This is a genomic window from Desulfovibrio desulfuricans (genome assembly GCF_024460775.1).
GTDB classification, from domain to species: Bacteria; Desulfobacterota; Desulfovibrionia; order Desulfovibrionales; family Desulfovibrionaceae; genus Desulfovibrio; species Desulfovibrio desulfuricans_E.
The window spans coordinates 176,957-202,720 of sequence record NZ_JANFYZ010000001.1; the positions used below are offsets into that span (position 1 = coordinate 176,957).

A 25,764-nucleotide genomic window follows, 5' to 3' on the forward strand; every position below is an offset into this window, starting at 1 on the left:
TTTGTGGCATTGAGAGCAAAAGTGGACTTCGTGGCGATGATTGCCAGTTGCCAAAGTTCATATCGCGTTTGGGAATGGTGTTGGGGAAAACAAAGAAGGGGTTACCTGATTACAGGTAACCCCTTTCATATTTGGTGGGCAGTACAGGACTTGAACCTGTGGCCCCCGCCTTGTAAGGGCGGTGCTCAACCAACTGAGCTAACTGCCCGAAACAGCGTAGCACAGGCAGCTATATGCCCTGTTATTCAGCACATTGCAAGCGCAATTTTGTGCGCTACAGCAGAGCAGCCCCGGTCACAGTGCTGGGGCTGTCAGATTATCAGCCTGATACTTTGCTGCGATTACAGTTATTTCATCTGGTTAAGATATGTCGCAATATCCTTCACCTGCGCGGGGCTCAGGCTCTGCACGGTCTGCTGCATTCGGGCCGCGGCGCCTGTGGCATTGCTCAGGTTTTTGACCCTTTCCATGCCAGCCACCAGCGAATCTACAGGTTTGCCCTTCATTGCCGCAGGGCTGGCCGAATGACAGCCCGAGCACAGCTTGTTGTACATCTCCTGCCCTGTCCCCGCGCTCTCCTGAGCCGCAACAGCAGTACCAGCCAGCAGCAGCCCGGCCGCCAAAAGAATTTTCAATGAGTTAGCAGAAAAGGTCATGGAACTCTCCTGTGGGTTACTCTGTTTGAAAAGTCAGCCTGGCCGCACAGCAGCCAGACTTTTGGTCTTTTTCAGCATATGCCCCAAGACCCGCACTCCACAAGGGGTATTATGCGGCAGGATCGCGGCTGTTTTCCAACCACGTTATCACGAAAAGCCCGCATTGCCGCTTTGGAACGCCTGTCATTGCTAATTGTAGGGCAGGCATTCTGCCTGATGCCATTAAGGGACGCACAGGTGATGAGGTGGTAATACCCACAAACGTTAAGCCCCAGCGGCTGCGGGTCGGCAACCGTTGGGGCTTGGGTATTGTGGTTTGCGCGTGTTGGCGTGTGCGGCCTACTTGATGCCCGCCCGCATGAACGACTGCACAAATTGCCTCTGGAACAGCAAAAACGCCACCAGCAGCGGGCCGGAGGTCATAAGCGTTGCAGCGGTGATGATTGTCCAGTCCACGCCCTGTTCCGTAGCCGAGAATATCTGCAAGCCGACGGTCAGCGGGCGCGAATTGACGGAATTGGTCACAATGAGCGGCCAGAGAAAGTTGTTCCAGTGGGTGCTGATGGAAACCAGCGCATAGGCTGCGTAGGTGGGTTTGGCCAACGGCACGTACACATGCCAGAGCACCTGCAGGGTGTTGGCCCCTTCCACAGCGGCGGCTTCCTCCAGTTCTTTCGGAACGCTCTTGAAGGTCTGGCGCAGCAGAAAAATGCCAAAGGCCGAGGCCATGTAGGGCAGGCTGATGGCAAGGGTGGAATCAAGCACGCCAATCTTGGACATGGTGGAGTAGTTTTCCACCACCAGCACATCTGGCATGATCATGAGCTGCATGAGAATAAGCGCAAAGGCGATGCCCTTGCCCTTGAAGTTGTAGCGGGCAAAGGCGTAGGCCGCCAGAGTGCAGAGCACAAGCTGCATGCCTGTGGTCAGCGTAACCAGCATGATGGTGTTGACGAAATAGCGGGCAAAGGGCGCGGCCTTCCAGGCATTGGCAAAGTTTTCAAGCGTCAGCGGGGCAGTCAGGCTGAAACGGGTAGAAAACTCCGCCGGGTGAAAGGCTGTCCAGATGGCGTAAAAAAGCGGCAAAGCCCACAGAATGGCAAGCATCCAGGCGGCTGTGGTGTCCAGCACGCGCGAAAATCCACGGCTGTCGTACATATTGCGCTGTTCGTTCATCTGTAATGCACCCTTTTTTCAATGATGCCAAACTGCACAAAGGCGGCAAAACCAAGAAAGCCCAGCAGCACCATGGTCAGCGTTGCGCCGTAGCCCGTATCCCAGAATTTGAAGCTGGTTTCGTAAATGTAGTAGAGCAGCAGCGAGGTAGCGTTGTTGGGGCCGCCCTGCGTAAGCACAAAGAGGTGATCCACCATGCGAAAAGCGTTGATGGTGGCGTTGATAAGCACAAAAAGCGTTGTGGGCATGAGCAGGGGAATGACCACGCGGCGGTAATAATAAGCGCGCGAAGCCCCTTCAAGCATGGCCGCTTCCCCAAGGCTGGGTGGGATTTGCTGCAATGCCGCGAGGTAAAAGATCATAAAAAATCCCGCATCCTTCCATACTGCAACACTGATCACGCAGAACAGGGCGGTCTGCTCGCTGCCAAGCCAGTTAATGCCCGTGCTCGCGCCCAGAAAAAAGCGCAACTGCTCAAGCAGGCCGTAATCGGGCGTGTAAAAAAACAGCCAGATGTTGGCCACGGCGATCATTGGCAGCACTGTGGGTACAAAGTAGCACAGCCGCAAAAATGCCTGCCCCTTCAGCCGCGCATTGACCAGAAAGGCCATGAGCATGGCCAGCGACATGGAGCAGGGGATGGTGCAGCAGGCAAAGATGATGTTGTTGCGCAGCGATTTGAGGAAAACCTCGTCGTCCAGCAGATAGCGGTACTGCTCAAGCCCTACGAACTGGGCAGGCGCTCCACCCCGGCCATCCATAAAAAAACTGTGGATAAACGTGCTCACCGCAGGATAGTGCGTAAACGTCACCACCAGGGCAAAGCCGGGGAGCAAAAGCAGCCATGCGTTGATTTGCCGCATGGTTTCGGGTTTGAACATAGGGCTGCTCTCTTGCGTCTGATTGAATCGAAAGAGCTGCCAGAGGGGCAATCCCCCCTGGCAGCACAATGCTTGTTTACTTCTGGTAGCGGCGCAGAATGCGGTCAGCTTCACGCTGGGCATCCTTGAGGGCGGCGTCAGGCTTTTTGGAGCCGTTAACAGAGGCCTGAATGGCATCGTCCAGAGCCTTGGTCACGCGCTGGTTTTCGTGGGTGGAGAGTTCGGGCACGGCGTGGGCCAGTTGGTCGCGGGCCACGGCGGCATAAGGAAAGCCCTTCACGTAGGTTTCCATGCGTTCGGTCTTCCAGGCATCGGGGCGCACGGCCACATAGCCGGTATCAATGCCCCACTGGGCGGCGCGTTCTGCAGTGGTCATCCACTGCACAAACTTGACGGCAGCCTTGCGTTCTTCGGGCGTAGAATTTTTGAAAATGTAGAAGTTGCCGCCGCCGGTGGGCGAGCCCAGGCGGGTATTGGCGGGCAGCATGCCCACGCCGAAGGGGAACTTGGCGTTGGTGCGCACGTTGGTGAGGTTGCCGGTGGTGGTCCACATGATGGCGGTTTTGCGCTCAAAGAAATCGCGGGGCGTGGTGGACCAGTCAATGGTGCCCTTGGGCGAAACTTCGTACTTGTAGGCAAGATCGGTGAGGAACTGGAGGGCTTCAATGTTCTTGGGGTTGTCGAAGAAGACCTTGTTGCCCGCATCGTTCATCAGTTCAACGCCGTTGGTAATGGCAAGGGCCTGAAGCATCCAGTAGGCATAGCCGGTGCTGGGAATGGCAACGCCCCACTGGGTGACCTTGCCGGATTCGTCCTTCTTGGTGAGCTTCTTGCCCATTTCGACCAGTTCCTGCCATGTGGCGGGGCCTTTTTCAGGGTCAAGGCCTGCTTCCTTGAACATCTCCTTGTTCCAGTACATCACGATGGTTGAGCGCTGAAAAGGAATGCCCCAGGTTTTGCCTTCGGTCTGGCTGTTGCGCATAAAGCCGGGAAAGTAATCCTTGGTGAAGGCCATGTTGTCCTTGCCGACAATTTCGTCGTAGGAAACGATGGCGTTTTCATCAATGAGAGTGAACATGTCGGTAGAGAGCAGCACGGCCACATGCGGTGGCTCGCCCCCACGCTGGGCGGTAAGGGCCTTGGTGATAGTGTCGCGGTAATTGCCCGAATATACAGGCGTAATCTTGATGTCAGGGTTTTCTTTCATGAATTCCTGGGTCATGCCCTCCACGATCTTGGTGATGGGCCCGCCCACGGATACGGGAAAGTAAAATGTAAGGTTGGTCTGAGCCGCCAGCGCGCTGCCAGCGCACAGGCAGATACAGAAAATTGCCAAAAACAACGAGCGAATACGTTTCATGGATTTCTCCTCAAAGGGGTTTGGGGGCTGTATCCGTACTATCGCCTGAATGTTACCGAAAAGGGGCAAATGTGTATCAAAATTAGATGATTATGACAGTCGCGCGACAAAAGACAGCAAAATTGGCGCGCAATGCCGCGTGAAGGTGCAAGCGTTCTATGCCGCGCCCATGCGCTTGCCCGATTCTGTCTCAAAAAAGTGCAGGGCATCGGCGGCAAAGTTCAGGCGCAGCTTTTGGCCGGGTTTAAAACCGGGGTTGCCTGCCATTTGCACAGCCACCTGCTGCTGGCCCAGGCTGCAAGCGAGCACGGAATCCGCACCAAGGTATTCCATGCTCAGCACTTCAGCCTCCCACAGGCCGTCAGGCGTTACCTGGATATGCTCGGGGCGGATGCCAAGCGTGCATTCGGCCGCAACAGCGCCTGGCACAGGGCAGCATTCATTGCCCTTGATGACCGCCTGCCCCCTGCACATGGCAACACTCAGAAGGTTCATGGGCGGCGTGCCGATAAAGCTGGCCGCAAAGGTAGTGGCGGGTTTGGAATACATGGCGACAGGGGCATCGTTCTGCACGATATGCCCGTGCTGCATCAGAATGATGGTGTCGGCCATGCTCATGGCTTCTGTCTGGTCGTGGGTAACGTAGACCATTGTCATGCCCAGGCGCTGTTGCAGGTCGCGGATTTCGCGCCGCATTTCGAGCCGGAGCTTGGCATCAAGGTTTGAGAGCGGTTCGTCCATGAGGCACACTGCCGCTTCGGCCACAAGCGCACGGCCAAGGGCCACGCGCTGTTGCTGACCGCCGGAAAGGGCGGAGGGCTTTCTTTCCAGCAGGCCGGAAAGGCCAAGCACGTCAACGGCGTTGTCCAGCCGCCTCATCTGGTCGGCCTCCGGCACTTTGCGCACCTTGAGGCCAAAGAGGATGTTTTCCCGTACTGTGAGGTGAGGAAAAAGCGCGTAAGACTGGAACACCATGGCCAGATGGCGCTCTGCCGGGGGCAGGTCGGTAACGTCGCGGTCGCCAATGTAGATGCGCCCGCCGGAAACGCTCTCAAGCCCGGCAATGAGCCTCAGTGTGGTAGATTTGCCGCAGCCGGAAGGCCCGAGCAACACAAGCAGGGAACCCTCATTGATCTCAAAGGATACGTTCTTTACAGCGTGGGTCGCACCCCACTGTTTACATACGTTTTCAAGACGTATTGCGGACAAGTTCAGCTCCTTTCGTGGATGGGCGCGCTTGTGGGCGTGGTCGGTCAGGCTCCAGAGGCGTAACACAAGGCCGTGCTGCCTGCATGGAGAAAATTTGATTTTAATTACCACTAATTGCGCCTTGTGGCAAGAACGATAGCTTTCGTATTCGTTACATTACAGGCAGCAGCGTTACAGTTTTGTGACAAAGGCTGGCTTGACCGCAACATGCTGCCGTGATTAAAAATAGTTGAAAATGTCGAGGGGAGGTACTGGCATGTTTGTAGCACACATATCTGATCCGCATGTGGGCGCCGGGCGCAGCCTGGCATTCAACGTGTCTGACGGTGCGCTGCTGCTGGAAAAAACCGTGAGCCACATTGCGGCCTTGCCGCAACTGCCCGATTGCCTTGTGCTGAGCGGGGATATTTCGGTGAACGGCCAGCCCGGCGGCTATGTCATTGCGGCAGAGGCGCTGTCTGCGCTGCCCATGCCCGTGTATGTGCTACCCGGCAACCATGATAAGCGTGAAAATCTTGTGGCCGGGCTTGGGCAGTACTGCCCAGCGGATGCGGCGGTTACCCCCTACCTGTGCTATACGGTTGAGGATTTTCCTTTGCGGCTTGTGTTTTTTGACGGAACCCGCCCCGGCTCGCATTCCGGGCATTTTGACGCGCCCGTGGCGGCGTGGCTGGAAAAAACGCTGGCAGCCCAGCCAGGCAGACCCACGCTGGTCTTTACCCACCATCCGCCCTTTATCACAGCCCTTGGCGTGATGGACGAACCATATGAAAATGGCGAGAGCCTTGGCCGCATACTGGAGAAATTCCCCAATGTGAGGCTTTGCTGCGGGCATCTGCACAGGTACATGTTCACCATGTGGCACGGAGTGGCAGCATTGACGGCTCCCCCTGTGTGCATGCACATAGTGCCGGATTTCTGCGCCACTGGCGGGGATGATTTTACAGATGAAGCCCCGGCATTTTTGCTCCACCACTTTGTTGATGGACGGGTGAACACGCACTACTGCCGCGTACCGGGGGAGTTTGCCGAGCGTGGACCATTCAGCTTCTCCCACCCGCCGAAGTTGGGGTAGATGAAAATAATCTCAGTTTTTATGCAATGAAAAAGGCCGCTTACGCGGCCTTTCATGTTTTACTTCAACTTTTAGTTTTCCAGCAAAATCAGCGTCTAGAACAGAAAATCAGTGGACAGAAAGTTGGACTTTCTGTTGCGCACGATGTCCGAAATCAGTTCCTTGTTGGGGGTGGAACCCTTGGCTGCCACCAGTGTGCGGATGGAGAAGGCGCGCAGCGCATCGCTGACAGAGAGCGTGCCTTCCGCAGAGTCCTTGCGGCCTGTGAAGGGGAAGGTATCCGGCCCGCGCTGGCACTGGCTGTTGATGTTGACGCGGCACACCTGATTGACCATGGGGTCAATGAGCGCGGCCACGGCATCGGGGTCTGTGCCGAAGATGCTGGCCTGCTGGCCGAAGGGCGAGGCTATTACCGCCTCCGCGGCTTCCGACACGTCGTTGTACGAAACCACAGGCACCACAGGGGCAAACTGTTCTTCCGTGTGCAGGCGCATGTCTGCGGTGACGCCCGCAACCAGCGTGGGGTAATACAGGGTGCGGTCAAAGGTGCCGCCGCACGGGTTGGCAATGCGCGCGCCCTTGGCAACAGCTTCGTCCACCAGTTCACGCAGGTCGTCTATCTTGCCGGGCACGGGCAGCGGGGTGATTTTGACCCCAGGCTTCCAGGGCAGGCCCATGGGCAGGGCGGCAATGGCCTCGCTGAATTTTGCCAGAAATTCCTCGGTGCGCGAAGCGTGGACGTAAAAGATCTTCAGGGCCGTGCAGCGCTGGCCGTTGAAGCTCAGCGCCCCGGTCACGGCCTCGGATACGGTCAAATCCATGTCGGCGCAGGGCAGCACGATGGCAGCGTTTTTGGCGTCCAGCCCCAGCACGCAGCGCAGCCTGTGGGGCGAGGGATGGTGACGGCGCAGGGCATCGGCAGCGCGGCTTGAGCCGATAAAAGCCAGCACGCTGATGCGGCCAGATTCCAGCGCGGGAATGGCCACGCGCCTGTCGCCAAAGAGGATGTTCACCACCCCGGCGGGGAAGCAGTCGGCAAAGGCCTCAAGCAGGGGCGCATAAAGCAGCTTGCCGATGCGGGGCGTTTTGACGATGACCGGGTTGCCCATGATCAGGGCCGGAATAAGTGTGGTAAAGGTTTCGTTGAGCGGATAGTTGAACGGCCCCATGCACAGCACAGGCCCAAGCGGCGCGCGGCGGATCTGGGCGTAAATGCCGCTCTCGATCACAAATCGGGAGGAGGCGCGGTCAAGGTCTTTAAGGGCATCCACAGTGGCGCGGATGTAGTCGATGGTGCGGTCAAATTCCGCCCGGCAATCGTTGAGCGGCTTGCAGATTTCCCACACCATCAGGCGCACCACCTGATCGCGCACAGCCAGCATGCGGCGGGCAAATTCTTCCACACGGACAATGCGGTCTTCCACGCGCATGGTGGGCCACGCTCCACGGCCATTGTCCCACGCCTTGCTCACGGCTTCCACTGCCGCCAGAGATTCCGCCTCGGTCAGTTCCGGGCAGGAGCCGATGACGCGCTGCTCGCCGTTCACATACAGGGGCGAATGCACGGTGTGCACGGGGCCATTCCACTCAAGCAAACGCCCGCCAACAAGGTAGCGGCGCTCATGGAGCGGTTCAAGAGCGCAATCTTCGGGTATATTGTCCACATCCGGCGAAAAATCAGCGCCGGGCTGGATATTGGCTTCGGTCATGTGTGCCTCCTGAACTTTCAGCAGATGAAAGCAGTGAAAAAGTTGTTGTCGTGTGGAGGGTAAGAAGCCGGGCGCTTCATGTCAATGAAGCCGACCCGCAACTTACTGGTACAGCTGAATATCTTTCCACACTTCATAGACAGCGCCGTGGGGATTCGATTCCACGGTGTTTGTCTGGTCAAAAATATAGGTGAGCCGCCGCCCTGCTTCGTATTGCGGCCACAGGGGCGCAACGCCGGGGCCGTTGGGATTGCCCGTTTTTACAAAGTTCAGCCACGCTCCGTGCATGGACTGCGTAAGCTCCTCGCGGCGTGATGCGGGCGTGAGCAGCCAGAAGGGATGATCATTGGTGGCAAGCGCGGTGGAAATTTCCGTTGAATGTGCAGCGCCCAGCAAAAACAGCTCCGGCAGCAAGGGGGCGTAGTCAAAGCGGTACACATAGGTGCTGTTAAAGGCGCTCTGGGCATCGGCGCTTTTGACCATATCCACCACAAATGCCCGGTCGCCCGCGAGGGTGGTCAGCTTTTTCATGCCCTTTTCATTGGCGTACAGCTCCGATACCGCGGGGATACTGGCAGCAGCGCCATTGTCGCGGAGCATCTTTTCCACCTGTTGCCAGTCCCTGGGCAGCAGGCCCAGCAGGGCAAACAGCGTGCCTTCGTTGCGGTTGGTGCCAAGAATGACCTTAACATCGCGAGCATTGCCCTGGGCCATGGCCTCCCACGGGTGCATGGGCAGCAGGTCGTCCTTGACCGGGCCGGGCATGAAGATGCCGGGATGGCGGCGCGGGCCTTCCTTGAGCGTGAACGTGGCCGCCGCAAGCATGTCCTGCGCGGGCATATCCAGCAGTTTGGCCATGTCTGTACGCGGATTGATACCCAGCTTTTCAAAAAAGATGGTGTTGTTCATCTCGACCATGCGGCGCGATTCGGTATTTCCTGTGACGCCGCTCTCCGCGATGGCCTTCTGGAACAGACCTTTTGCGGCGGGCGATGCCAGCATGTTGTACACGCCCGTGCCGCCTGCGGATTCGCCCGCTATGGTCACGTTGTTCGGGTCGCCGCCAAATGCGGCTATGTTGTCGCGCACCCAGCGCAGGGCGGCAATCTGGTCTGAAACGCCGCAGTTGGATTCAAACCTCTTGTCGTACATGGAAAAATCATAAAAACCCAAGGGGCCGACGCGGTAGTTGAAATTGACAAAGACCACGCCGTCTCTGGCAAAGGACGCGCCGTCGTACATGGGGTCGCTGCCTTCGCCCATGTGGTACGCGCCGCCGTATATCCATACGAATACAGGCAGCTTGGCTTCTTTGGCGGCGGTCAGCGGCGCCCATACGTTGAGGTACAGGCAGTCTTCGCTGGCAGGAACCCGCGAACGCTCAAGCCCGAACATGTTCATGTACTGGATAGGTTTGTTGCCAAAGGCCACGCACTTTTTAACGTCCTGCCAGGGCGTAGGCGGCTGGTTGCGCCGAAAGCGCAGTTCGCCCACTGGCGGTGCGGCATAAGGAATGCCAAGCCATGTTTTGACGCCAGCCGCCGCAAAACCTTGCACCTTGCCGTACTGTGTGGCTGCAAGGGTGTCGGCGGACGTTTCATGCCGGGATACTGGACGGGCACAGGCACACAAGAGCAACACCACCAGGATGAGGATGCGGTTTTTCATGAACGTTCCTGAAAAGGGACAATGGGACGCTTCACAGGGTCACTTGCCTGTACAGGAGTTTGCCTCGCAGGCGCACTGCAACAGACCGCCCGCTGCAGAACGTTTTGCAAATGTGGCGTGTTGCGGACAAAAACGCAAGGAGCGTTTGCCTGTGCGTTTGAGCTAACTTGCATGCCGCCGCATGCCGTTCCACCTGCAAAACAAAGATTCCCGGTCTGCGCCGTGCAAGCGCAAACCGGGAACCAGAATGACGGGGAGAGCAGCCTAGCCCTGCTTCATCTCCTGAATAAGGGCGGCGAGCTTTTTGGCCTGCTCGGTGAGGTCGGCAACGGCTGTGGAAGCCTGATTCATGGCCTCTGCCGTCAGGCGCGAAACCTCATTGACCTCAACAATGCTGCGGTTGATTTCTTCGCTTGCTGCCGACTGTTCTTCACTGGCGGCGGCAATGGCGTTCACCTGATCTGCCGTGGCGGTCACAACTTCCACAATGCCTTGCAGGGCCGCGCCGGATTGCCCGGCCAGATCCGTAGCCACGCCGATGGAGCCCACAGCGTTTTCAACACCCTTCATGCTTTTGGCGGTGCTGTCCTGAATGGCCTGAATGGCCTTGGCCACATCGCTTGTGGAAACCATGGTCTTTTCCGCCAGCTTGCGCACTTCGTCCGCCACAACGGCAAAGCCCCTGCCGGCATCGCCAGCACGGGCGGCCTCGATGGCCGCGTTCAGCGCCAGCAGATTGGTCTGGTCCGCAATGTCGGAAATGACGCCCATAATCTGGTTAATGGCCTGCGCGTGCTCGTTCAGGCGGTTCATGTCTTCCTTGAGTGAAAGCGAATGGGTCTGCACTTCTGTGATGCTTTCCACGGCGTTTTGCACGATCTTTGCGCCAGCAAGAGCCTTGTCGCGGGTTTCAAGCGATGCGCCAGATGCCAGCCCGGCGTTTCTGGCAACGTCCTGAACTGTGGCGTTCATTTCATTCATGGCAGTGGCTGCGCCAGAAAGCATCTTGGAAGATTCTTCCGCGCCTTCATCAGATCGTTTGATCTGGTGCGAGAGATCAGATGAAGCGGAGGAGAGCGCCTCGGCAATGGATTCAAGCTGATGGGCGGCAGCGAGCATGCCTTCCCTCCGGGCAGATTCCGCACGCAGCTTGGCTTCTTCGGCTGCGGCCTGCGCTACTTTTGCGTGATCCAGAGCTTCAGCGGCCTGACGGGTTTTGTCTGCTGCTTCTTCAATGCGGCCATGCAGGTTTTCTATCATCATGCCCAGCGAACTATTGAGCCGCCGGATTTCGAGCGGACAGGATGCTGTGAGTGCGGGCAGGGCGGCCTCCTGACCTTGGGCGACCTTTTCCGCTTCGCCGGTGATTTGCCGCAAGGGCAGGCAGATAATGCGGGTAATCAGCCATGCAAAGCCAAGAATGATAGCAAGGATGCCCCCGCCAATAAGCAGCTCAAGGTTATCGTAATGGTCATTTCTCTCGGCAACCAGATTGGCAACACGGGTGCGTTCCGCCTCAACGCTGTCGATATACACGCCAGTGCCGATGATGACGTCAGTGCCTGGTATCATGCGTGTGTATGCCAGTTTGGGCTGTATGCCAGCCCCCGGCTTGTCAAAGCGGTAAGCCACAAACGCTCCGCCCTTTTTGGCGGCTTCAATCAACTCGCGTATAAAATAGACTCCGTCGCTATCCTTGAGATCAATAACGTTTTTGCCGTTCTGCGCCTTGTTGGTGGGCACATTTATACGGGTGCCGTCTGTTTTGTAGGTAAACAGGTACCCCTCGTCGTTGGGAAAGAAACGCTGATAATCTGTGTATTTTTCAATCAGCGCGTACTGCTCCTTGGGGTCAGAAACTCCCTTGAGCCTGTCGGCAAGATCTTGCGCGGCAACATCCACAACACTTTTCAGGCCGTATTCATATTTTGACTGCAATGCAGCCGAAAGCTGGGGAATGGTTACTTCCGTAAAAACCAGTGTGGACATGTGGGTGTTGGTGAAAAAAAGGGTTGCCATGCCTACGACAAACCCACAGCAAAGGGTAACAAGCCACATTCTCACATTCATCATTTACCTCGCAGGGGGGAATAATCATATTTTATGAAATGCGTTATCAGATGTCTTTTAAAAGGGCATAAATTCTGCCCAGCTAAGTCTGATTCTAAAAAAAATATCGGACAATGCCAATATTATGTTATGGCAATATGTCAAATTTGCAAAAAAATTTGCACATTGTGAGATCTTTGCAGAACTTTACGAGTTTTTTCACGTACAACCACCAGTTTTTATACGTGGTATCAAAACATAAACACTGTAGCTTTTTTTTGATGCATGACATCAATTTATTCTTGCCCATCGAAAAGGTTTGTAGCAAACTCAATTTCCCCCCTGCGCCAGAGGCCGAACGCAACCGCCAGTGTGGATCCGCCGGTTGGAGCGCAGAGGCTGTCTTTGACAGTCCCATGCTTCAACTCGTGGTGCGTTTTGGTCATGTCTTCAGACTATACCAAAAGGTCAGTCAACATTGCACCCTACGAGAGGGTCCATTCGCGTCCCTGTAGCCCAGTTTTGCGGGCTGGTCTTCAAGTGACGCATTTTCCCGAGGTTAACAGCTATGTGCAGAATTGGTTCCATCAAGAGCAAGACGCCTGTACCCCCCTCAATGGCGCTCAATCTAATGCTGCCGCAGCAGGAAGGGCATGACAACTCCGGTTTTGCTATGGTTATGCAAGACCTGGAGGGCGTGTTCAGCCACTACAAAGACAAACCCCTGCTTTCATTGGCCTGCACCCCCGAGGGCGTGCAACTGGTCAACGACTACATGGAAGAAAAGGGTTTTGTGCAGGTTGCCCAGTGGGTGCCTGAAGTGGACAAACGCCCCGGCCTCAAGATTGAGGCCATGCCCCGTTACGTCTTCCGCAACTATGACTACCCGGAGGAATACCGCTCCCGTAGTCAGGAAGATCGCGAAAACCTGCTGCTGGACACGCGCCTTGAGCTGCGGGACTTATTGGCCGAGAAACAGAATGGCTTTGTCTATTCGTTCTGGCCCGATGTGCTGACCCTTAAAGAAATCGGTGATCCTGCCGACATAGCTGTATATTTTCGACTATGGAAAGACGATGGCCGCCTGACCGCGCGCAACATCGTGACCCAGTGCCGCCAGAACACCAACTACGCCATCGTGCGTTACGCGGCGCATCCCTTCTTTTTGCAGGGCTACACTGTGTGCGCCAACGGCGAGAACACGTTTTTCACCAAGAACAAAGAGTTCCAGAAGTCGCTGCACAGGGGCTATGTGGGTTTTGAATCCGACTCGCAGAACTTTCTGTACACCTTGCACTATGTCTTGCATGAGCTGCGTTGGCCCATCAAGTATTACAAGCACGTGATCACGCCCCTGCCTTTTGTGGAGGCGGAACAGCGCGCTGACCGCAAGGTGCTGAATCTTATTCGCGAATCCCTTGCGCACATGGAGATCAACGGCCCCAACACCATCATCGGCCTTCTGCCTGACGGCAAGATGATTACCTGCTGCGACTCCAAAAAGCTGCGGCCCGTTGTTGTGGGCGTAAACTCGGACATGGTGGCCATCGCCTCCGAGGTCTGCGGTCTGAACGCCATCATGCCCGACCGCGACATCTCCAACGACATCTATCCCAATGAACGGGAAATGGTGGTTATTGACAACGATCTGGCGGTGCAGCGATGGAATCAGTAAGAACTCAGGACGTAAGTGTTAACGACCTGCGCTGGAAGATAGAATACCGCCCCGATTTGTGCACCATGTGCGGCTCGTGCGTGGCGGCGTGTACTTTCAACGCCATTGAAGTGGGCATGATGCGCCGCAGCATCACGCTTTCGCGCAAGGCCTTTCCCGACCCGACGCAGGAGCATTCCGCGCGCCCGGTCATCATGCAAAAGGCCAGCATTCCCAACTCCTGCGTGGGTTGCGGCATGTGCGAAAAAATCTGCCCCAACGCGGCCATCAAACCCGTGCGCAACCAGGATACACGGTTTCCTGTGCTGGCGCGTCACCACGGCCCCGTCAAACGGGGCGGGCGCACCAACCTGAACCCGCCGCGCACGCTCGATTCCATCTTTGTGGGTCGCATCAGCCAGATGACCGACCCCGCACTGGATTCCGAGCGTCACACCTTTGATATCCGCTCGCCCCTTGGCCGCGTCATGCTTGCCAAGGAACTGCCCCTGCGCGTTGACGGCGACAGCCTTGTGCTGACCGAGCGCACCCCTCCGGTGCACTGGATTTACCCCGCCATCTTCAGCGACATGAGCATCGGCGCGCTCTCCACCCGCGCGTGGGAAGCCATTGCCCTTGCCGCAGCCTATCTTAATGAACACTGCGGCATGCCCGTGCGCATGTGCTCGGGCGAGGGCGGCATGCCCATCAAGCTGCTGGAATCCGACCAGCTCAAGTACATGATCTTGCAGATCGCCTCCGGTCACTTTGGCTGGAACCGCATCATCAAGGCCATGCCCCGCATGAAGACCGACCCGGCAGGCGTGCTCATCAAGATTGGTCAGGGCGCAAAACCCGGCGACGGCGGCCTGCTGCCCGCAGCCAAGGTGGCTCCGCACATTCAGGCCATCCGTGGCGTACCCAAGGCGACCCTGCATTCGCCGCCGAACCATCAGGGCCTGTATTCCATTGAAGAATCCGTGCAGAAAATGCACCTCTCGCTCAATGCGGCCTTTGGCTTCCGCGTGCCGGTGGCCATCAAGTGCGCGGCATCGGCCACGTCTGTTTCCGTTTACAACAACCTGCTGCGCGATCCTTACAAGATCTGCGGCGGGTTCTTCATCGACGGCATTCAGGGCGGCACTGGCGCTGCCAACGAGGTTTCGCTGGAGCATACCGGGCATCCCATTGTTTCCAAGCTGCGCGACTGCTACATGGCTGCCGTTGCCCAGGGGCTTCAGGGGCAGATTCCCCTGTGGGCTGGCGGCGGCATAGGCCTGACCGGAAACGCGGCTGCGGATGCCTTCAAGATGATCTGCCTTGGCGCCAACGGCGTTATCATCGGCAAGATCCTCATCCAGTTGCTGGGCTGCGTCGGCAATGAGCATGGCCGCTGCAATGCCTGTAATACCGGCAAATGTCCCACGGGCATATGCACCCAGGATCCGCGTCTGGTCAAAAGGCTGGATGTGGACAGGGGCGCGCAGAACATTGTGGACTACATGCTGGCCTTTGACTCCGAACTGCGCAAGCTGCTGGCCCCTGTGGGCAACAGTTCGCTGCCGGTTGGGCGTTCCGACGCCCTGGTTACCACGGACAAGGCTGTGGCCGACAAGCTGGATATCCAGTACGCCTGTTAGACTTTGGCGAGGAGCAGAACATGCTGCGCGTTAGCACGGTAGACGAACACAAGCGCATGTCCACCCAGGATTTGCTGCTGGCCATTGAGGCGGCGGTAGAGAAGGGTGAGACTGACTTTTATATTGAGGCCTCGGGCCAGCACGATATCGGCGGCCCCCTGTGGAACAAGGAAGGAAAAAAGCTGACCTTCAAGGTCAGCAACCCCGGTCAGCGGGTAGGCTCCATGTGCCTGCCCAACACGGAGATTCTGGTTGAAGGCTCCGCCTCGGCGGACGTAGGCTGGTTGAACGCGGGCGGGCGCATTGTGGTGCGCGGCGATGCGGGCGACACTGCGGCCCATTGCGCGGCAGCCGGTACTGTTTATATTGGTGGCCGCGCGGGTACCCGCTCTGGCTCCCTCATGAAGCACGACCCCCTTTATGAAGCCCCGGAACTCTGGGTGCTCAAGAGCGTGGGCAGCTTCTCTTTTGAATTCATGGGCGGCGGCAAGGCCGTTGTGTGCGGCCATGACAGCCAGGACATTGCCTCAGTCATGGGCGAACGCTCCTGCGTCGGCATGGTTGGCGGTGCTGTCTACTTCCGTGGGCCTGTTGGACAGCTGCCCAAGGACGTGCGCCTCAACCCCCTGGATGATGAAGATATCGCCTGGCTTGACGCTGGTCTTGACGACTTTCTGATGGCCATTGACCAGCCCAGCCTGCGCAGCGAACTGTGCGACTGGAGCCAGTGGCAGAAGATCACGCCGCTGCCGTTTGAGGAGCGCGGCCAGAAGGAAGTTGTGAGCCTTGGGCAGTTCCGCAGCAAGGAATGGATACCCAGCGGTATTTTCAGCGATGTTGCCCCCGATGACTTTATGGTCAACGGGCTGGTGGCGCGCGGCGATTACCGCCTGCGTGTGCCCATGTGGCAGAACGCCGAGTTTGCCGCCCCTTGCGAATTCAACTGTCCGGCATCCATCCCTACCCAGCGCAGACTTAATCTTCTGCGTGAAGGTAATGTGGAAGAAGCCTACCGCATGGTGCTGGATTACACGCCGTTCCCCGGTTCCGTCTGCGGCAGCGTGTGCCCCAACCCCTGCATGCAGAGCTGCACGCGCACTGATCTGGACAGCCCCGTGCAGATCGGCAAGCTCGGCTCCTGTTCTGCGGACATCACGGTCGATAAGCCCAAAACCCGCACCGGCAAGCACATTGGCGTGATCGGCGGCGGTGTTGGCGGCCTCACGGCTGCCTGGCAGCTTGCCCGCCTGGGCCACGACGTCACCGTGTACGAAGCCGACTCCGTCATGGGCGGCAAGCTTGAGCAGGTGATTCCCCGTGCCCGTCTGAACCATGACCTGCTGCGCAAGGAACTCAAGCGCATTGAGGACATGGGCGTGACCTTTGTGAACAATTGCCCTGTTGACGCCAAAAAGTTCGAGGAACTGCGCAAAAAGCACTCTGCCCTGGTGGTCGCCACCGGCGGGCATGTGCCGCGCATCTTCCCCTGGCCCGGACACGAAAAGATCGTGGCTGGCATCGACTTTCTGAAAGCCATCAACAAGGGCGAAAAGCCCGCCGTGCCCGACAGCGTGATTGTTATCGGTTGCGGCAACGCGGGTATGGACGCCGCAGTGGGCGCATACGCCATGGGCGCCAAGCAGGTGACCTGCATCGACGTGCAGAAGCCCGCCGCCTTTGCTCACGAAATTGAGCATGTTGAAGGGCTGGGCGGCAAGCTTGTGTGGCCCGTGCAGACCAAGGAAGTCACCGATAACGGCATCATCACCCAGGAAGGGACGCTCATCCCGGGCAAGATGGTCATTATCACCATTGGCGAATCGCCCGACCTTTCATATCTGCCGGAAGGTCTGGAAAAGTTCCGCGAATGGATCGTGCCCAAGCCCGACCTCAGCGTCATGGATGGCGTTTTTGCGGTGGGCGATGTTATCAAGCCCGGCCTGCTGGTGCATGCCATTGGCACGGGCCGCGATGCCGCCTTTGCCGCGGATGCCTTTGTGCGCGGCGAAACCTACACGCCGGAAAAGAAAAAGCTCGTGCCTTCCACGCGTCTGCACACGGCCTATTTTGCCAAGTGCCATGACCGTGACCTGCCCACGCCGCAGGATGAATTCTCCCGCTGCGTGAGCTGCGGCACCTGCCGCGACTGCAAGATGTGCCTCAAATCCTGCCCGGAGAAGGCCATTGACCGTAAAGAAACCGCTGGCGGCGGATTTGAATACGTTTCTGATCCTGCCCGCTGTATCGGTTGCGGCATCTGCGCAGGCATCTGCCCTTGCGGCATCTGGACCATGTATCCCAACTGGGACATGAGCTAGACCTCTGGCGGGCTTTTTGCCTGCCCTGAATGAATGCAAAGCCCCCTTTCTCCCACAAAACGGGTAAGAAAGGGGGCTTTTTGCGCCATTAGCGCCGGGCATCCTGCACTTTTGTTTAAAACAGAATTATTGCATACTGCCCACAGGCACGATTTCTTTGTTTCAGACCGCAATACAATTGTGTCCCTTTATACGCAATCGCAGTATGCGGTTTCACAGCCAGTCTTAGCAGGAGAAGTCCAATGGACGTTTTTGAAGCGCTGTTTACCCGGCGCAGCATACGTAAATTCACGGCTGAGCCTGTGAGCGATGAAGACTTGCAGCTCGTACTCAAGGCCGCCATGTGCGCGCCTAGCGCACACAACAAGCAACCCTGGCACTTTGTGGTTGTGCGCGACAAAGCTCTGCTTGCCTCCATTGCCGAGCGGCACCCCTATGCCAAAATGGCCGCTGAAGCGCCTGTGGTTATTGTGGTCTGCGCCAATCCAGATGAAGCCAAAGCTCCCGGCTACTGGCAGCAGGACTGCACTGCTGCGCTGGAGAACATGCTGATTGCCGCGCGTGGCCTGAACCTTGGCACGGTGTGGTGCGGTATGTACCCCTTTGAAGACCGCGTTGAACCTATCCGCGACCTGCTCAATGTTCCGGCCCAGATCAACATGCTCGGTCTTGTGGTCATGGGGCACCCTGCGCAGCCCTTTGCCGAGGCGGACAGATTCAACGAAAGCAAGGTTCACCTGAACGGCTGGTAAACAGCTTTACTCCGCAACATCGAGGCCTGGACTCATGGATTCACAACCTTTGCGCCCCGGCGCGGGCTGTGCGCCGCACATTGTTGTGGATGACGCGCAACCGGATGATATGGCGGCAGTGCAGGGCATTTACGCCTGGCATGTGCTACACGGGCTGGCGACGTTTGAAGAACTGCCACCCAGTGTGGAAGAAATGGGGCGCCGCCGTCAGGCCGTGCTTGCTCTTGGTTTGCCCTATCTGGTGGCCCGTCAGGACAATACTGTTGTGGGCTATTGTTACGCCGGGCTGTACGGCACGCGGTCTGCTTTCAGATTCTGTCTGGAAGATTCCATCTATGTTGCCCAACAGGCAATGGGGCAAGGTCTTGGGCATGCGCTGCTGCAAACGCTCATTGCGCGGTGCGAGCGCGGCCCCTGGCGGCAGATGGTGGCTGTTATCGGCAACAGCGGCAACGCTGGTTCCATTGCCCTGCATGCGGCGCACGGCTTCAGGCACGCGGGTGTGCTCCAGTCCGCGGGCTACAAGCTCGGCCAGTGGGTTGATGTTGTGCTGATGCAGCGGGCACTGGGCCTTGGAGACACCACCAAGGCACTGTAGCGGCAAAACCGTTGCATCAGGAATTGCCGCGCATTATAGCGTAAACAAAAAAGCCTGTTGCGGTAAGGAATGTGTCCTTCTCAGGAATATTCCAAACCGCAACAGGCCTTTGTTATTCTTGCAGGCAGGCTCAGGGCATAACTGCCAACCGTAGTGTTATACGCCCAAGGCGATCATGGCGTCAGCCACCTTGCGGAAGCCCGCAATGTTCGCGCCCATCACAAGGTTGCCCTTCTGCCCGAATTCTGCGGCAGTGGCGGCGGCGCGCTGGTGAATATCGTACATGATGTGTTTGAGCTGGTTGTCCACCGCTTCAAACGTCCAGCGCTGCATGCTGGCATTCTGCGCCATTTCAAGCTGGCTGACAGACACACCGCCCGCGTTGGCTGCTTTGGCTGGGCCGTAGGCAATGCCGGAAGCAATAAAGGCATGCACTGCGTCAAGCGTAGAGGGCATGTTTGCACCTTCCGCCACGCAACCGCAGCCGTTGGCCAGCAGGGTTTCCGCGTCCGCGAGGTTCAGTTCGTTCTGCGTCGCGCAGGGAAAAGCCGCAAAGCAGGGCACGTTCCACACGGCATTGCGCCCTGCGGGATAGGCCGCCACAGGCGTGTACTTGGCGGAAGAAACCAGATCCGCATAGCGGGTGAGGGGGCCGCGCTCGATTTCTTTCACCTGCTTGAGCACGTCCAGCCTGATGCCTTCAGGGTCATAGATCATGCCGCGCGAGTCGGAAACGGTCACGGGTTTTGCGCCCACCTGAATAAGCTTCTGGCAGCAGTGGATAGCCACGTTGCCCGCGCCGGAGACAGTGCAGACCTTGCCTTCAAGGCTCTGGCCGCGCGCATCGAGCATGGCCTGGGCAAAATACACAGCGCCGTAGCCTGTGGCTTCAGGTCGCGCCAGCGAACCGCCAAAGAGCAGGTTTTTGCCGGTGAGTACGCCTTCGTAGCGCCGGGTCAGGCGCTTGTACTGCCCAAAAAGAAAGCTGATTTCCTGGCTGCCCACGCCAATATCGCCAGCAGGCACGTCAACGGTTGCGCCAATATGCGTCCAGAGTTCCGTCATGAATGCCTGACAGAACCGCATGATTTCCGTCTTGGATTTACCCTTGGGGTTGAAATCCGAGCCGCCCTTGGCCCCGCCGATGGCAAGGCCCGAGAGCGAGTTTTTGAAAATCTGCTCAAAGCCAAGAAATTTCAGCACGCCCTGATTCACGCTGGGGTGAAAGCGCAGGCCGCCCTTGAACGGGCCCAGAGCCGAGTTATACTGAACCCGGTACCCCCGGTTAACCTGAACCTGTCCTGCATCGTCCATCCATTGCACGCGGAAGGAGACGCAGCGTTCCGGCTCCACAATCCGCTCAAGGATTTTCATTTTTGCGTATTCAGTTTGCTTGTCCAGGATGGGTTGCAGACTTTGCAACACCTCTTGCACTGCCTGCAAAAAAACAGGTTCATGGGGATAGGTTTCTTTAAGGTTATTTAACACTCGCTCAACATAAGGCATGTTGCTCTCCTGATAGGGGGGGTAAGGATTGCACAAAAAAACTTCCGCATAACATTGATTCAAGCAGGTTTTTTTTAGACAAGATGATGCAGTTTGACAAGAATTTAAAAAAATACCTAATCCGATATGAGGAATGTGACGCTTGCAACAAAAAGCCCCGGTCGGCTTATGTGGCTGACCGGGGCTGAACGGCTGGGGAAGCGGAAATTTCTGGATCAGCCAGCAAAAGGTTCTTGTTGAGCTTCCAGCGCAGAGTGTAACGCTTCGTCCAGTGTCGGGTGCGCAAACATGAAGGCATTGAGCGCAGAGCCGTGGTATTGCCCTATGAGCAGCAACTGCGCCGCTGTGACAAGGTGCGAAACCCCGTGCCCCAGAGCGGCAATGCCCACAATGCAGCCGTTCTGCCACACGATCTTGATAAAGCCCGACGCATCGCCCCCGGCCTGGGCAATGGCGTTGCCCATGAGTTGCGCCCTGGAAACAGCCACCGGCCCGCACAGTGCCAGGGCCTGCCTTGCGGTAAGGCCCACACGCATGATTTCCAGGCTGCCGTAAACGCAGGAAGGCACCGGCCCGGAAGCGTAGGGGCCGCTTTGCGCTCCAATAATGCGCCGCGCCACATACGCGCCCTGATGCTCCGCAGCATGCGCCAGAAGAGTTTGCCCGTTGATGTCGCCAATGGCGTAAACATTGGGGGCAGCCATAAGATGCTCGTCAACAGTGATGAATCCGCGCGCCTGAAGCGTGCATCCGGCTTTTTCCGCTCCAAGAGTATCCGTATTGGGCGTTCTGCCTACCGCCACAAGGGCCTTGGCGGCGGTCAGTTCCCTGCCGTCCTCAAGCACGAGCACAGCCGCGCCCTCGCGCGTTGTGAGCGATGTCGCTTTAACGCCTGTGATGCAGCTTATGCCGGTTTTGCCAAGAAGTTTGGCCATTTCCTGACCAAGATCGGCATCTTCCGTTGGGGCAAGGTGGGGTGCGGCTTCTACAATGGTGACCTTGCTGCCCATTGCGTTGAAAAAGTCGGCCATTTCAAGGCCGATAGCCCCCGCGCCCACAACAATCAGGCTTTCCGGTATGGCAGGCACGCGCAGCATGTCCGTGCTGTCCAGAACGGCATCATGGTCGGGCGTCATGCCGGGGAATGCGGCGGAGCGGGAACCGCCAGCAAGGATGATGTGCTCTGCCCGCAGATTCTGCACGGTGCCGTCAGCGCCTGTCACCATAACCTCAGAGGGGCTTGCACATGCTGCATGGCCTTCAATAAGCGTTACGCCAAGCTGTTCCAGCCCCTTGCTCAGGGTCTGGGATGATGCTTTGACAAAACGCTGGATGCGTTTTTGCAGAGCATCGTAATCCACTTCAATATTGCCTTTGGCAACGCGTTGGCGCTCAAGACCGCGCAACAATCCTTTTGGAGCGGTTGCGCCCAGCAGCAGCTTGGTGGGGATGCAGCCGCAGTTAAGGCATACGCCGCCCATATGGGTGCTTTCAACCAGCGCAACGGATTTTCCGCCACGGGCAAGTATGCCTGCGGCCTTGGCTCCGCCTGGCCCGCCGCCGATAATGACAACATCAAATGTATTCATGCGCTTCTCCGGATACTGGCAGTTGGGCATGTGGCGCACGCATGTTTATCACGGCGTGCCAGTCTATGGCCCTACTGAAGGCTGCTGTTATTAGGGGAAGGCCGCAGGTCCCGCACTGGGTGCAGTAACGAACGGCTTGTGGCTGAGCATGGTACGGTGTCTTGAGCACATTGTCACCATGCGAGGTCTGGCGGTGGGGATAGCCTGCATATGCCGAGGATAGGGGAAGCGCAGCGCTTTTACCGGGACAGCAAAAAATAATTTTTATAATCACGCATTTAATTAAAATCGGGATGATTTAATTGCATGAAATAACAGCATATTAATATTTATCTGTGTAACGCTGCGAGTGGTTGGCTTTTTTACTGTAAAGCCTGTAGTTTTGCTCCATACAAAGCGGAGGTTGTCCTCCCCCAGATTATTCCAGTCACTCCGCAAACTGAAGGAGAATCATATGGAAACCAGTGCAAGGAACGTTTTTTCCGGCAAAGTTGTTGCCGTTAACTCCGGCGCAGTCAATGATGAAGTGGAATTGGCAGTTGAAGGCGGTATCAATATTGTTGCTTCCATTACCAAGGTGAGCACCAAGAATCTTGGCCTCAAACCCGGCGCCAGCGCAATGGCCCTTATCAAGGCCAGCTTTGTGCTGCTGATGAATGATGCAGAAAACTACCTGCTCTCCACACGCAACCAGTTTGCCGGTACTGTGAGCAAGGTTACCCCCGGCGCGGTCAATGCCGAGGTTATTGTTGAACTGCCCGGTGGCGCTTCCATCGCCTCCATTGTGACCATGGGCAGCATCAAGAACCTTGGCCTGGAACCTGGCAAAAAGGTTACCGCCATTGTTAAGGCCTCGCAGGTTATTCTTGCTGTAGCCAAGTAGATCGATTCATCGAATTTAGGTTTGGGCCATTCTCACTGGCCTTGATCTGTAGCGGCTCTGCTGTTTGCAATAAACGGCAGAGCCGAATTTTTTGCTCTGACCTGCGCAATAACGTGCTGAAAGGTTATTATTTTTGAACGCCTGCCGCGTCTGACCCAAAAAAATATGACCTGACCATATAGCCTGCGGCCTCGCCTTCTGATATTTGAGGCGGCGCGGGTGGCTTGCACCGTGCCACGGCAAAGGGCAGGCCCCTGTAATACTCGTACTACTGGAATTTTATGAACAAAAAACTCGTGCGCGATTCCTTTGTGGTTGGGGCGGCGCTGTTCGCCATGTTTTTTGGCGCGGGAAACGTGGTGTTTCCCCCTTACATCGGCCTGACGGCAGGAACGCAGTGGTTCACGGGTTTTTTGTGCTATTACGCGGCAGATGTGGGCCTTGCCCTGCTGACAATATACGCCTTGCTGGCTTCTTCTTGTATTGACAGAAAGGAAGGGCTTTTCCACAGGCTTGGCGGAACCCCTGCAATGCTCATGATGCTGGCAATCATTCTGTGCATTGGCCCGTTGCTGGCCATCCCGCGCACCGGGGCCACTGCCTTTGCCATTTCTTTTGCGCCGCTTGGGTATTCGTCCAAGGGGTTCAGCCTTGCCAAGGTGCTCTATTCAGTGGCTTTTTTTGGCATTTCGACCTTGCTGGCATACCGCGAATCCAACATGGTGGATGCCATTGCCCGTTACCTTTCGCCCATCAAGATCGGCGGTTTTTTCCTGATTGTGTGCGCCGCCGTTGTGTGGCCGCTGGGAGAAATCAATCCCAACGTGCGCGACGCCAGGGTTGCCTGGAACAGCATCCTCGCCGGATACCAGACGCTGGATGTCATGGCCTCGCTGGTGTTCGGGTATATTATTGTGAATGCGCTCAAGGGCAAGGGCTATACATCCGGCAGCCAGAAGGCGCTTTCTGTTGGCTTGTCGAGCCTTGTGGCAGGCGTGCTGCTGTTCATAATCTATGGCGGGTTGTGCTACCTTGGTGCGACCGGCTCCGGCTTGTACCCGGCCGATACGGAAAAGGGCGCGCTGGTATCCGGCCTTGTGGGCGGGCTTTTTGGCCGTGCCAGCAACGTGCTGCTGGCTGTGATCATGACTGTTTCGTGCATGGCAACAGCGGTGGGGCTGATCGGCACCACCGGTACCTTTATTTCGCAGTTCAGCAAAGGGCGATTCAGTTACCGGGCGGTGGCCGTCACCACTGGCCTGTTCAGCATGGTGATCTCCAACGTGGGGCTCGACAGCATCATTTCCCTTGCGGCCCCGGTGCTGATCTTTCTGTACCCCGGCACTCTCGCTGTTATCGTGCTTTCACTGTTTGACAAGTTCATCAAGAACGACAACATCTTTCGTTTTGCCACCGTTGGCGCTTTGCTGAGCAGCGGCCTGAGCGTGCTTGAAGATTTTGGGCTGCCCGTTGGGCTGACGGCCATGCTGCCTTTTGAATCTGTGGGGCTTGGCTGGATTTTACCCGCCCTGATTTTTGGCATTGCGGGATTTTTTGTACGGCAGGGCAGGGGCAAGGCTTAATTTCAGGCAGTCGGCGCTGGCTGATATGCAGCCGCCTCACGGAGCCGGTATTTCAGGCGCTGCGGCGTCAATTTTGCCAAAGCATCTGTCGTCAATCATGATGTGCTGGGCTGTCAGCTCGTAAATCATGAAGCGCAGAAGTGCCGCGAGGTCTGCGCCGTTGCGTTGATACTGGGCCAGCAGAACGTTAGCCCTGTCCAGCAGGTGTTGATGTGCCTGTATGTGCGAAGGCGCATCCGGGTATCCAATCTGGTTCAGAATGTACTCCTCAAACTGAAAATGCTCCACCGTGTCCGCCAGCAGGCCTTCAACGGCGGTGCCAATTGTTTTTTTGTCAGCGCCGGAACTGTCCAGTTGCAGCAGGTTGTTGACTGTTGCAAAGAGGTTGCGGTGCTGCCGGTCAATTTCATCATGCCCGCATTCGTATGTGTCGCTCCACTGAAGGCGCAATGCGCTTGAAGGGCTGCAAATAAAATTGCTGATACTGCCGTCCAGATCCTCCACTATGACCTGATTGCGGCCGCCAATCTTGGCTCTGTACAGAGCCATATCTGCTCGTTGCATCCATTCTTCCACTGTGTCCGTTGCCCGACAGGCTGCCACGCCAATACTGACGGTAACCCTTGAATTAAAAGAAAAATTGAATTTTTCAAGGTGATCGCGTATATGCTCCGCGAGGGTTACGGCATCAAAAAAAGTGGATGAGGGCAAAACCACAACAAATTCTTCCCCGCCCCAGCGCCCCGGCACGTCAGTTGCGCGTATGTCGGTGCGCAGCATCCTCCCAAAACCTCGTAGCACTTCATCGCCAGCAAGGTGCCCGAACTGGTCATTGATGCGCTTGAAGTTGTCCAGATCCAGCATCAACAAGGTAACCGGATGCCCATAGCGGTGCATGCGCGCCATTTCCTGCTGCAAAATTTCTTCAATGCGCACACGGTTCCAGCAGCCGGTCAGTCTGTCCAGCAAGGCAGCCTTGCGCAAGGCCGCATCCGAGCGCTCCTTTGCCATGAGCGCAAAGCCGGTTGACACCATGATCAAGGAAATAAAGGTGACAATATAGAGAGTTACCTGAACCGGAGAGGTCTGAAAAATGCTCATTATCTGATGGGGTGCAACAATGGCTACACAGAATTTCCACGCAAGTGTGATAATTGACAGCCCAATGCCAAAGAGCATCAGGTTGCGCCCACGCACAGAAAAATCAAACTTGTAGCTTAACAGCGCCTTTTGCACCAGGAATCCCTGAAGAGCCAACATGGCATTGACCAACAGCACGCGAAATATGACTGAGTCAAAGAAAACGAGCACGCCAACAGTAATAATAAGGGGTGGCCCCCAGAACAGAAATCTGTATTTCGGATGTACCCCAAGAAAAATATGAACAGCATAGTAAAAAATTGCATATGAAATAGAAAACAAGGCATTCGCACATACAATAGATAAAAAATCAGGGAT

Annotated in this window: 19 protein-coding genes and 1 tRNA gene; 8 read left to right on the plus strand and 12 right to left on the minus strand. The window is 56.7% G+C overall.

The window, feature by feature from the left end; all coding sequences use genetic code 11:
- Positions 1-132 precede the first annotated feature (132 nt).
- The 6 genes from NE637_RS00710 to NE637_RS00735 all read right to left on the minus strand — a co-directional run bounded on the left by NE637_RS00710 (position 133) and on the right by NE637_RS00735 (position 5,282).
- Positions 133-208: transfer RNA gene (locus NE637_RS00710), tRNA-Val, on the minus strand.
- 139 nt (positions 209-347) lie between these two features.
- Positions 348-656 carry a c-type cytochrome gene (locus tag NE637_RS00715; RefSeq protein WP_215646607.1) on the minus strand — a complete coding sequence of 103 codons (309 nt, stop codon included), beginning with the start codon at positions 654-656 and terminating at the stop codon, positions 348-350.
- A 339-nt stretch (positions 657-995) separates the two neighbouring features.
- A complete protein-coding gene (locus tag NE637_RS00720) occupies positions 996-1,832 on the minus strand; it encodes a carbohydrate ABC transporter permease (RefSeq protein ID WP_227119415.1) in 837 nt (278 codons plus the stop codon).
- Positions 1,829-2,713: a carbohydrate ABC transporter permease gene (locus tag NE637_RS00725; protein WP_192111710.1), complete on the minus strand. Its 885-nt coding sequence runs from the start codon at positions 2,711-2,713 to the stop codon at positions 1,829-1,831. Before NE637_RS00725 ends, NE637_RS00720 begins: the two co-directional genes overlap by 4 nt.
- A gap of 76 nt (positions 2,714-2,789) precedes the next feature.
- A complete protein-coding gene (locus tag NE637_RS00730; protein WP_192111711.1) occupies positions 2,790-4,073 on the minus strand; it encodes an ABC transporter substrate-binding protein in 1,284 nt (427 codons plus the stop codon).
- Between the two features lie 156 nt (positions 4,074-4,229).
- Positions 4,230-5,282, minus strand: coding sequence for an ABC transporter ATP-binding protein (locus NE637_RS00735; RefSeq protein WP_227119414.1), 1,053 nt, complete (start codon positions 5,280-5,282; stop codon positions 4,230-4,232).
- Positions 5,283-5,538: 256 nt separating this feature from the next.
- Here NE637_RS00735 and NE637_RS00740 point away from each other — a divergent pair, with 256 nt between their 5' ends.
- Positions 5,539-6,357, plus strand: coding sequence for a phosphodiesterase (locus tag NE637_RS00740; RefSeq protein ID WP_227119413.1), 819 nt, complete (start codon positions 5,539-5,541; stop codon positions 6,355-6,357).
- Positions 6,358-6,452: 95 nt separating this feature from the next.
- Here NE637_RS00740 and NE637_RS00745 read toward each other — a convergent pair whose 3' ends face one another.
- From NE637_RS00745 to NE637_RS00755, 3 genes are all read right to left on the minus strand, one after another.
- Positions 6,453-8,066 carry an aldehyde dehydrogenase family protein gene (locus NE637_RS00745; RefSeq protein WP_227119412.1) on the minus strand — a complete coding sequence of 538 codons (1,614 nt, stop codon included), beginning with the start codon at positions 8,064-8,066 and terminating at the stop codon, positions 6,453-6,455.
- A 102-nt stretch (positions 8,067-8,168) separates the two neighbouring features.
- A complete protein-coding gene (locus tag NE637_RS00750) occupies positions 8,169-9,734 on the minus strand; it encodes a carboxylesterase/lipase family protein (RefSeq protein WP_227119411.1) in 1,566 nt (521 codons plus the stop codon).
- Between the two features lie 264 nt (positions 9,735-9,998).
- Positions 9,999-11,753 (minus strand): methyl-accepting chemotaxis protein, encoded by a 1,755-nt coding sequence (locus NE637_RS00755; protein WP_227119410.1) that lies wholly within the window; start codon positions 11,751-11,753, stop codon positions 9,999-10,001.
- Positions 11,754-12,456: 703 nt separating this feature from the next.
- On the opposite strand from NE637_RS00755, the gene NE637_RS00760 reads away from it, so the two are divergent.
- The 5 genes from NE637_RS00760 to NE637_RS00780 all read left to right on the plus strand — a co-directional run bounded on the left by NE637_RS00760 (position 12,457) and on the right by NE637_RS00780 (position 18,745).
- Entirely contained in the window at positions 12,457-13,458 is a 1,002-nt protein-coding gene (locus tag NE637_RS00760) for a class II glutamine amidotransferase domain-containing protein (protein WP_227119409.1), read from the plus strand.
- Complete coding sequence (locus NE637_RS00765; RefSeq protein ID WP_192111718.1) at positions 13,446-15,077, plus strand: glutamate synthase-related protein; 1,632 nt, start codon at positions 13,446-13,448, stop codon at positions 15,075-15,077. The genes NE637_RS00760 and NE637_RS00765 overlap by 13 nt, the downstream gene beginning before the upstream one ends.
- Positions 15,078-15,097: 20 nt before the next feature.
- On the plus strand, positions 15,098-17,395 hold the full coding sequence (locus NE637_RS00770) for an FAD-dependent oxidoreductase (protein WP_227119408.1): 2,298 nt from the start codon (positions 15,098-15,100) through the stop codon (positions 17,393-17,395).
- A 242-nt stretch (positions 17,396-17,637) separates the two neighbouring features.
- Positions 17,638-18,147, plus strand: a complete 510-nt coding sequence (locus NE637_RS00775) for a nitroreductase family protein (RefSeq protein WP_192111720.1) — start codon at positions 17,638-17,640, stop codon at positions 18,145-18,147.
- Positions 18,148-18,181: 34 nt separating this feature from the next.
- Positions 18,182-18,745 (plus strand): GNAT family N-acetyltransferase, encoded by a 564-nt coding sequence (locus NE637_RS00780; protein ID WP_215646593.1) that lies wholly within the window; start codon positions 18,182-18,184, stop codon positions 18,743-18,745.
- 156 nt (positions 18,746-18,901) lie between these two features.
- On the opposite strand, the gene gdhA is transcribed toward NE637_RS00780, so the two are convergent.
- Positions 18,902-20,251, minus strand: coding sequence for an NADP-specific glutamate dehydrogenase (gene gdhA, locus NE637_RS00785; protein ID WP_227119407.1), 1,350 nt, complete (start codon positions 20,249-20,251; stop codon positions 18,902-18,904).
- 215 nt (positions 20,252-20,466) lie between these two features.
- Complete coding sequence (locus NE637_RS00790) at positions 20,467-21,840, minus strand: dihydrolipoyl dehydrogenase family protein (protein WP_227119406.1); 1,374 nt, start codon at positions 21,838-21,840, stop codon at positions 20,467-20,469.
- A gap of 454 nt (positions 21,841-22,294) precedes the next feature.
- On the opposite strand from NE637_RS00790, the gene NE637_RS00795 reads away from it, so the two are divergent.
- Both NE637_RS00795 and brnQ read left to right on the plus strand, forming a co-directional pair.
- Positions 22,295-22,723 carry a TOBE domain-containing protein gene (locus tag NE637_RS00795; RefSeq protein WP_215646587.1) on the plus strand — a complete coding sequence of 143 codons (429 nt, stop codon included), beginning with the start codon at positions 22,295-22,297 and terminating at the stop codon, positions 22,721-22,723.
- A gap of 281 nt (positions 22,724-23,004) precedes the next feature.
- Entirely contained in the window at positions 23,005-24,306 is a 1,302-nt protein-coding gene (gene brnQ / locus NE637_RS00800) for a branched-chain amino acid transport system II carrier protein (RefSeq protein WP_192111725.1), read from the plus strand.
- 36 nt (positions 24,307-24,342) lie between these two features.
- On the opposite strand, the gene NE637_RS00805 is transcribed toward brnQ, so the two are convergent.
- On the minus strand, positions 24,343-25,407 hold the full coding sequence (locus tag NE637_RS00805) for a diguanylate cyclase (RefSeq protein ID WP_215646583.1): 1,065 nt from the start codon (positions 25,405-25,407) through the stop codon (positions 24,343-24,345).
- Between the last annotated feature and the right edge of the window lie 357 nt (positions 25,408-25,764).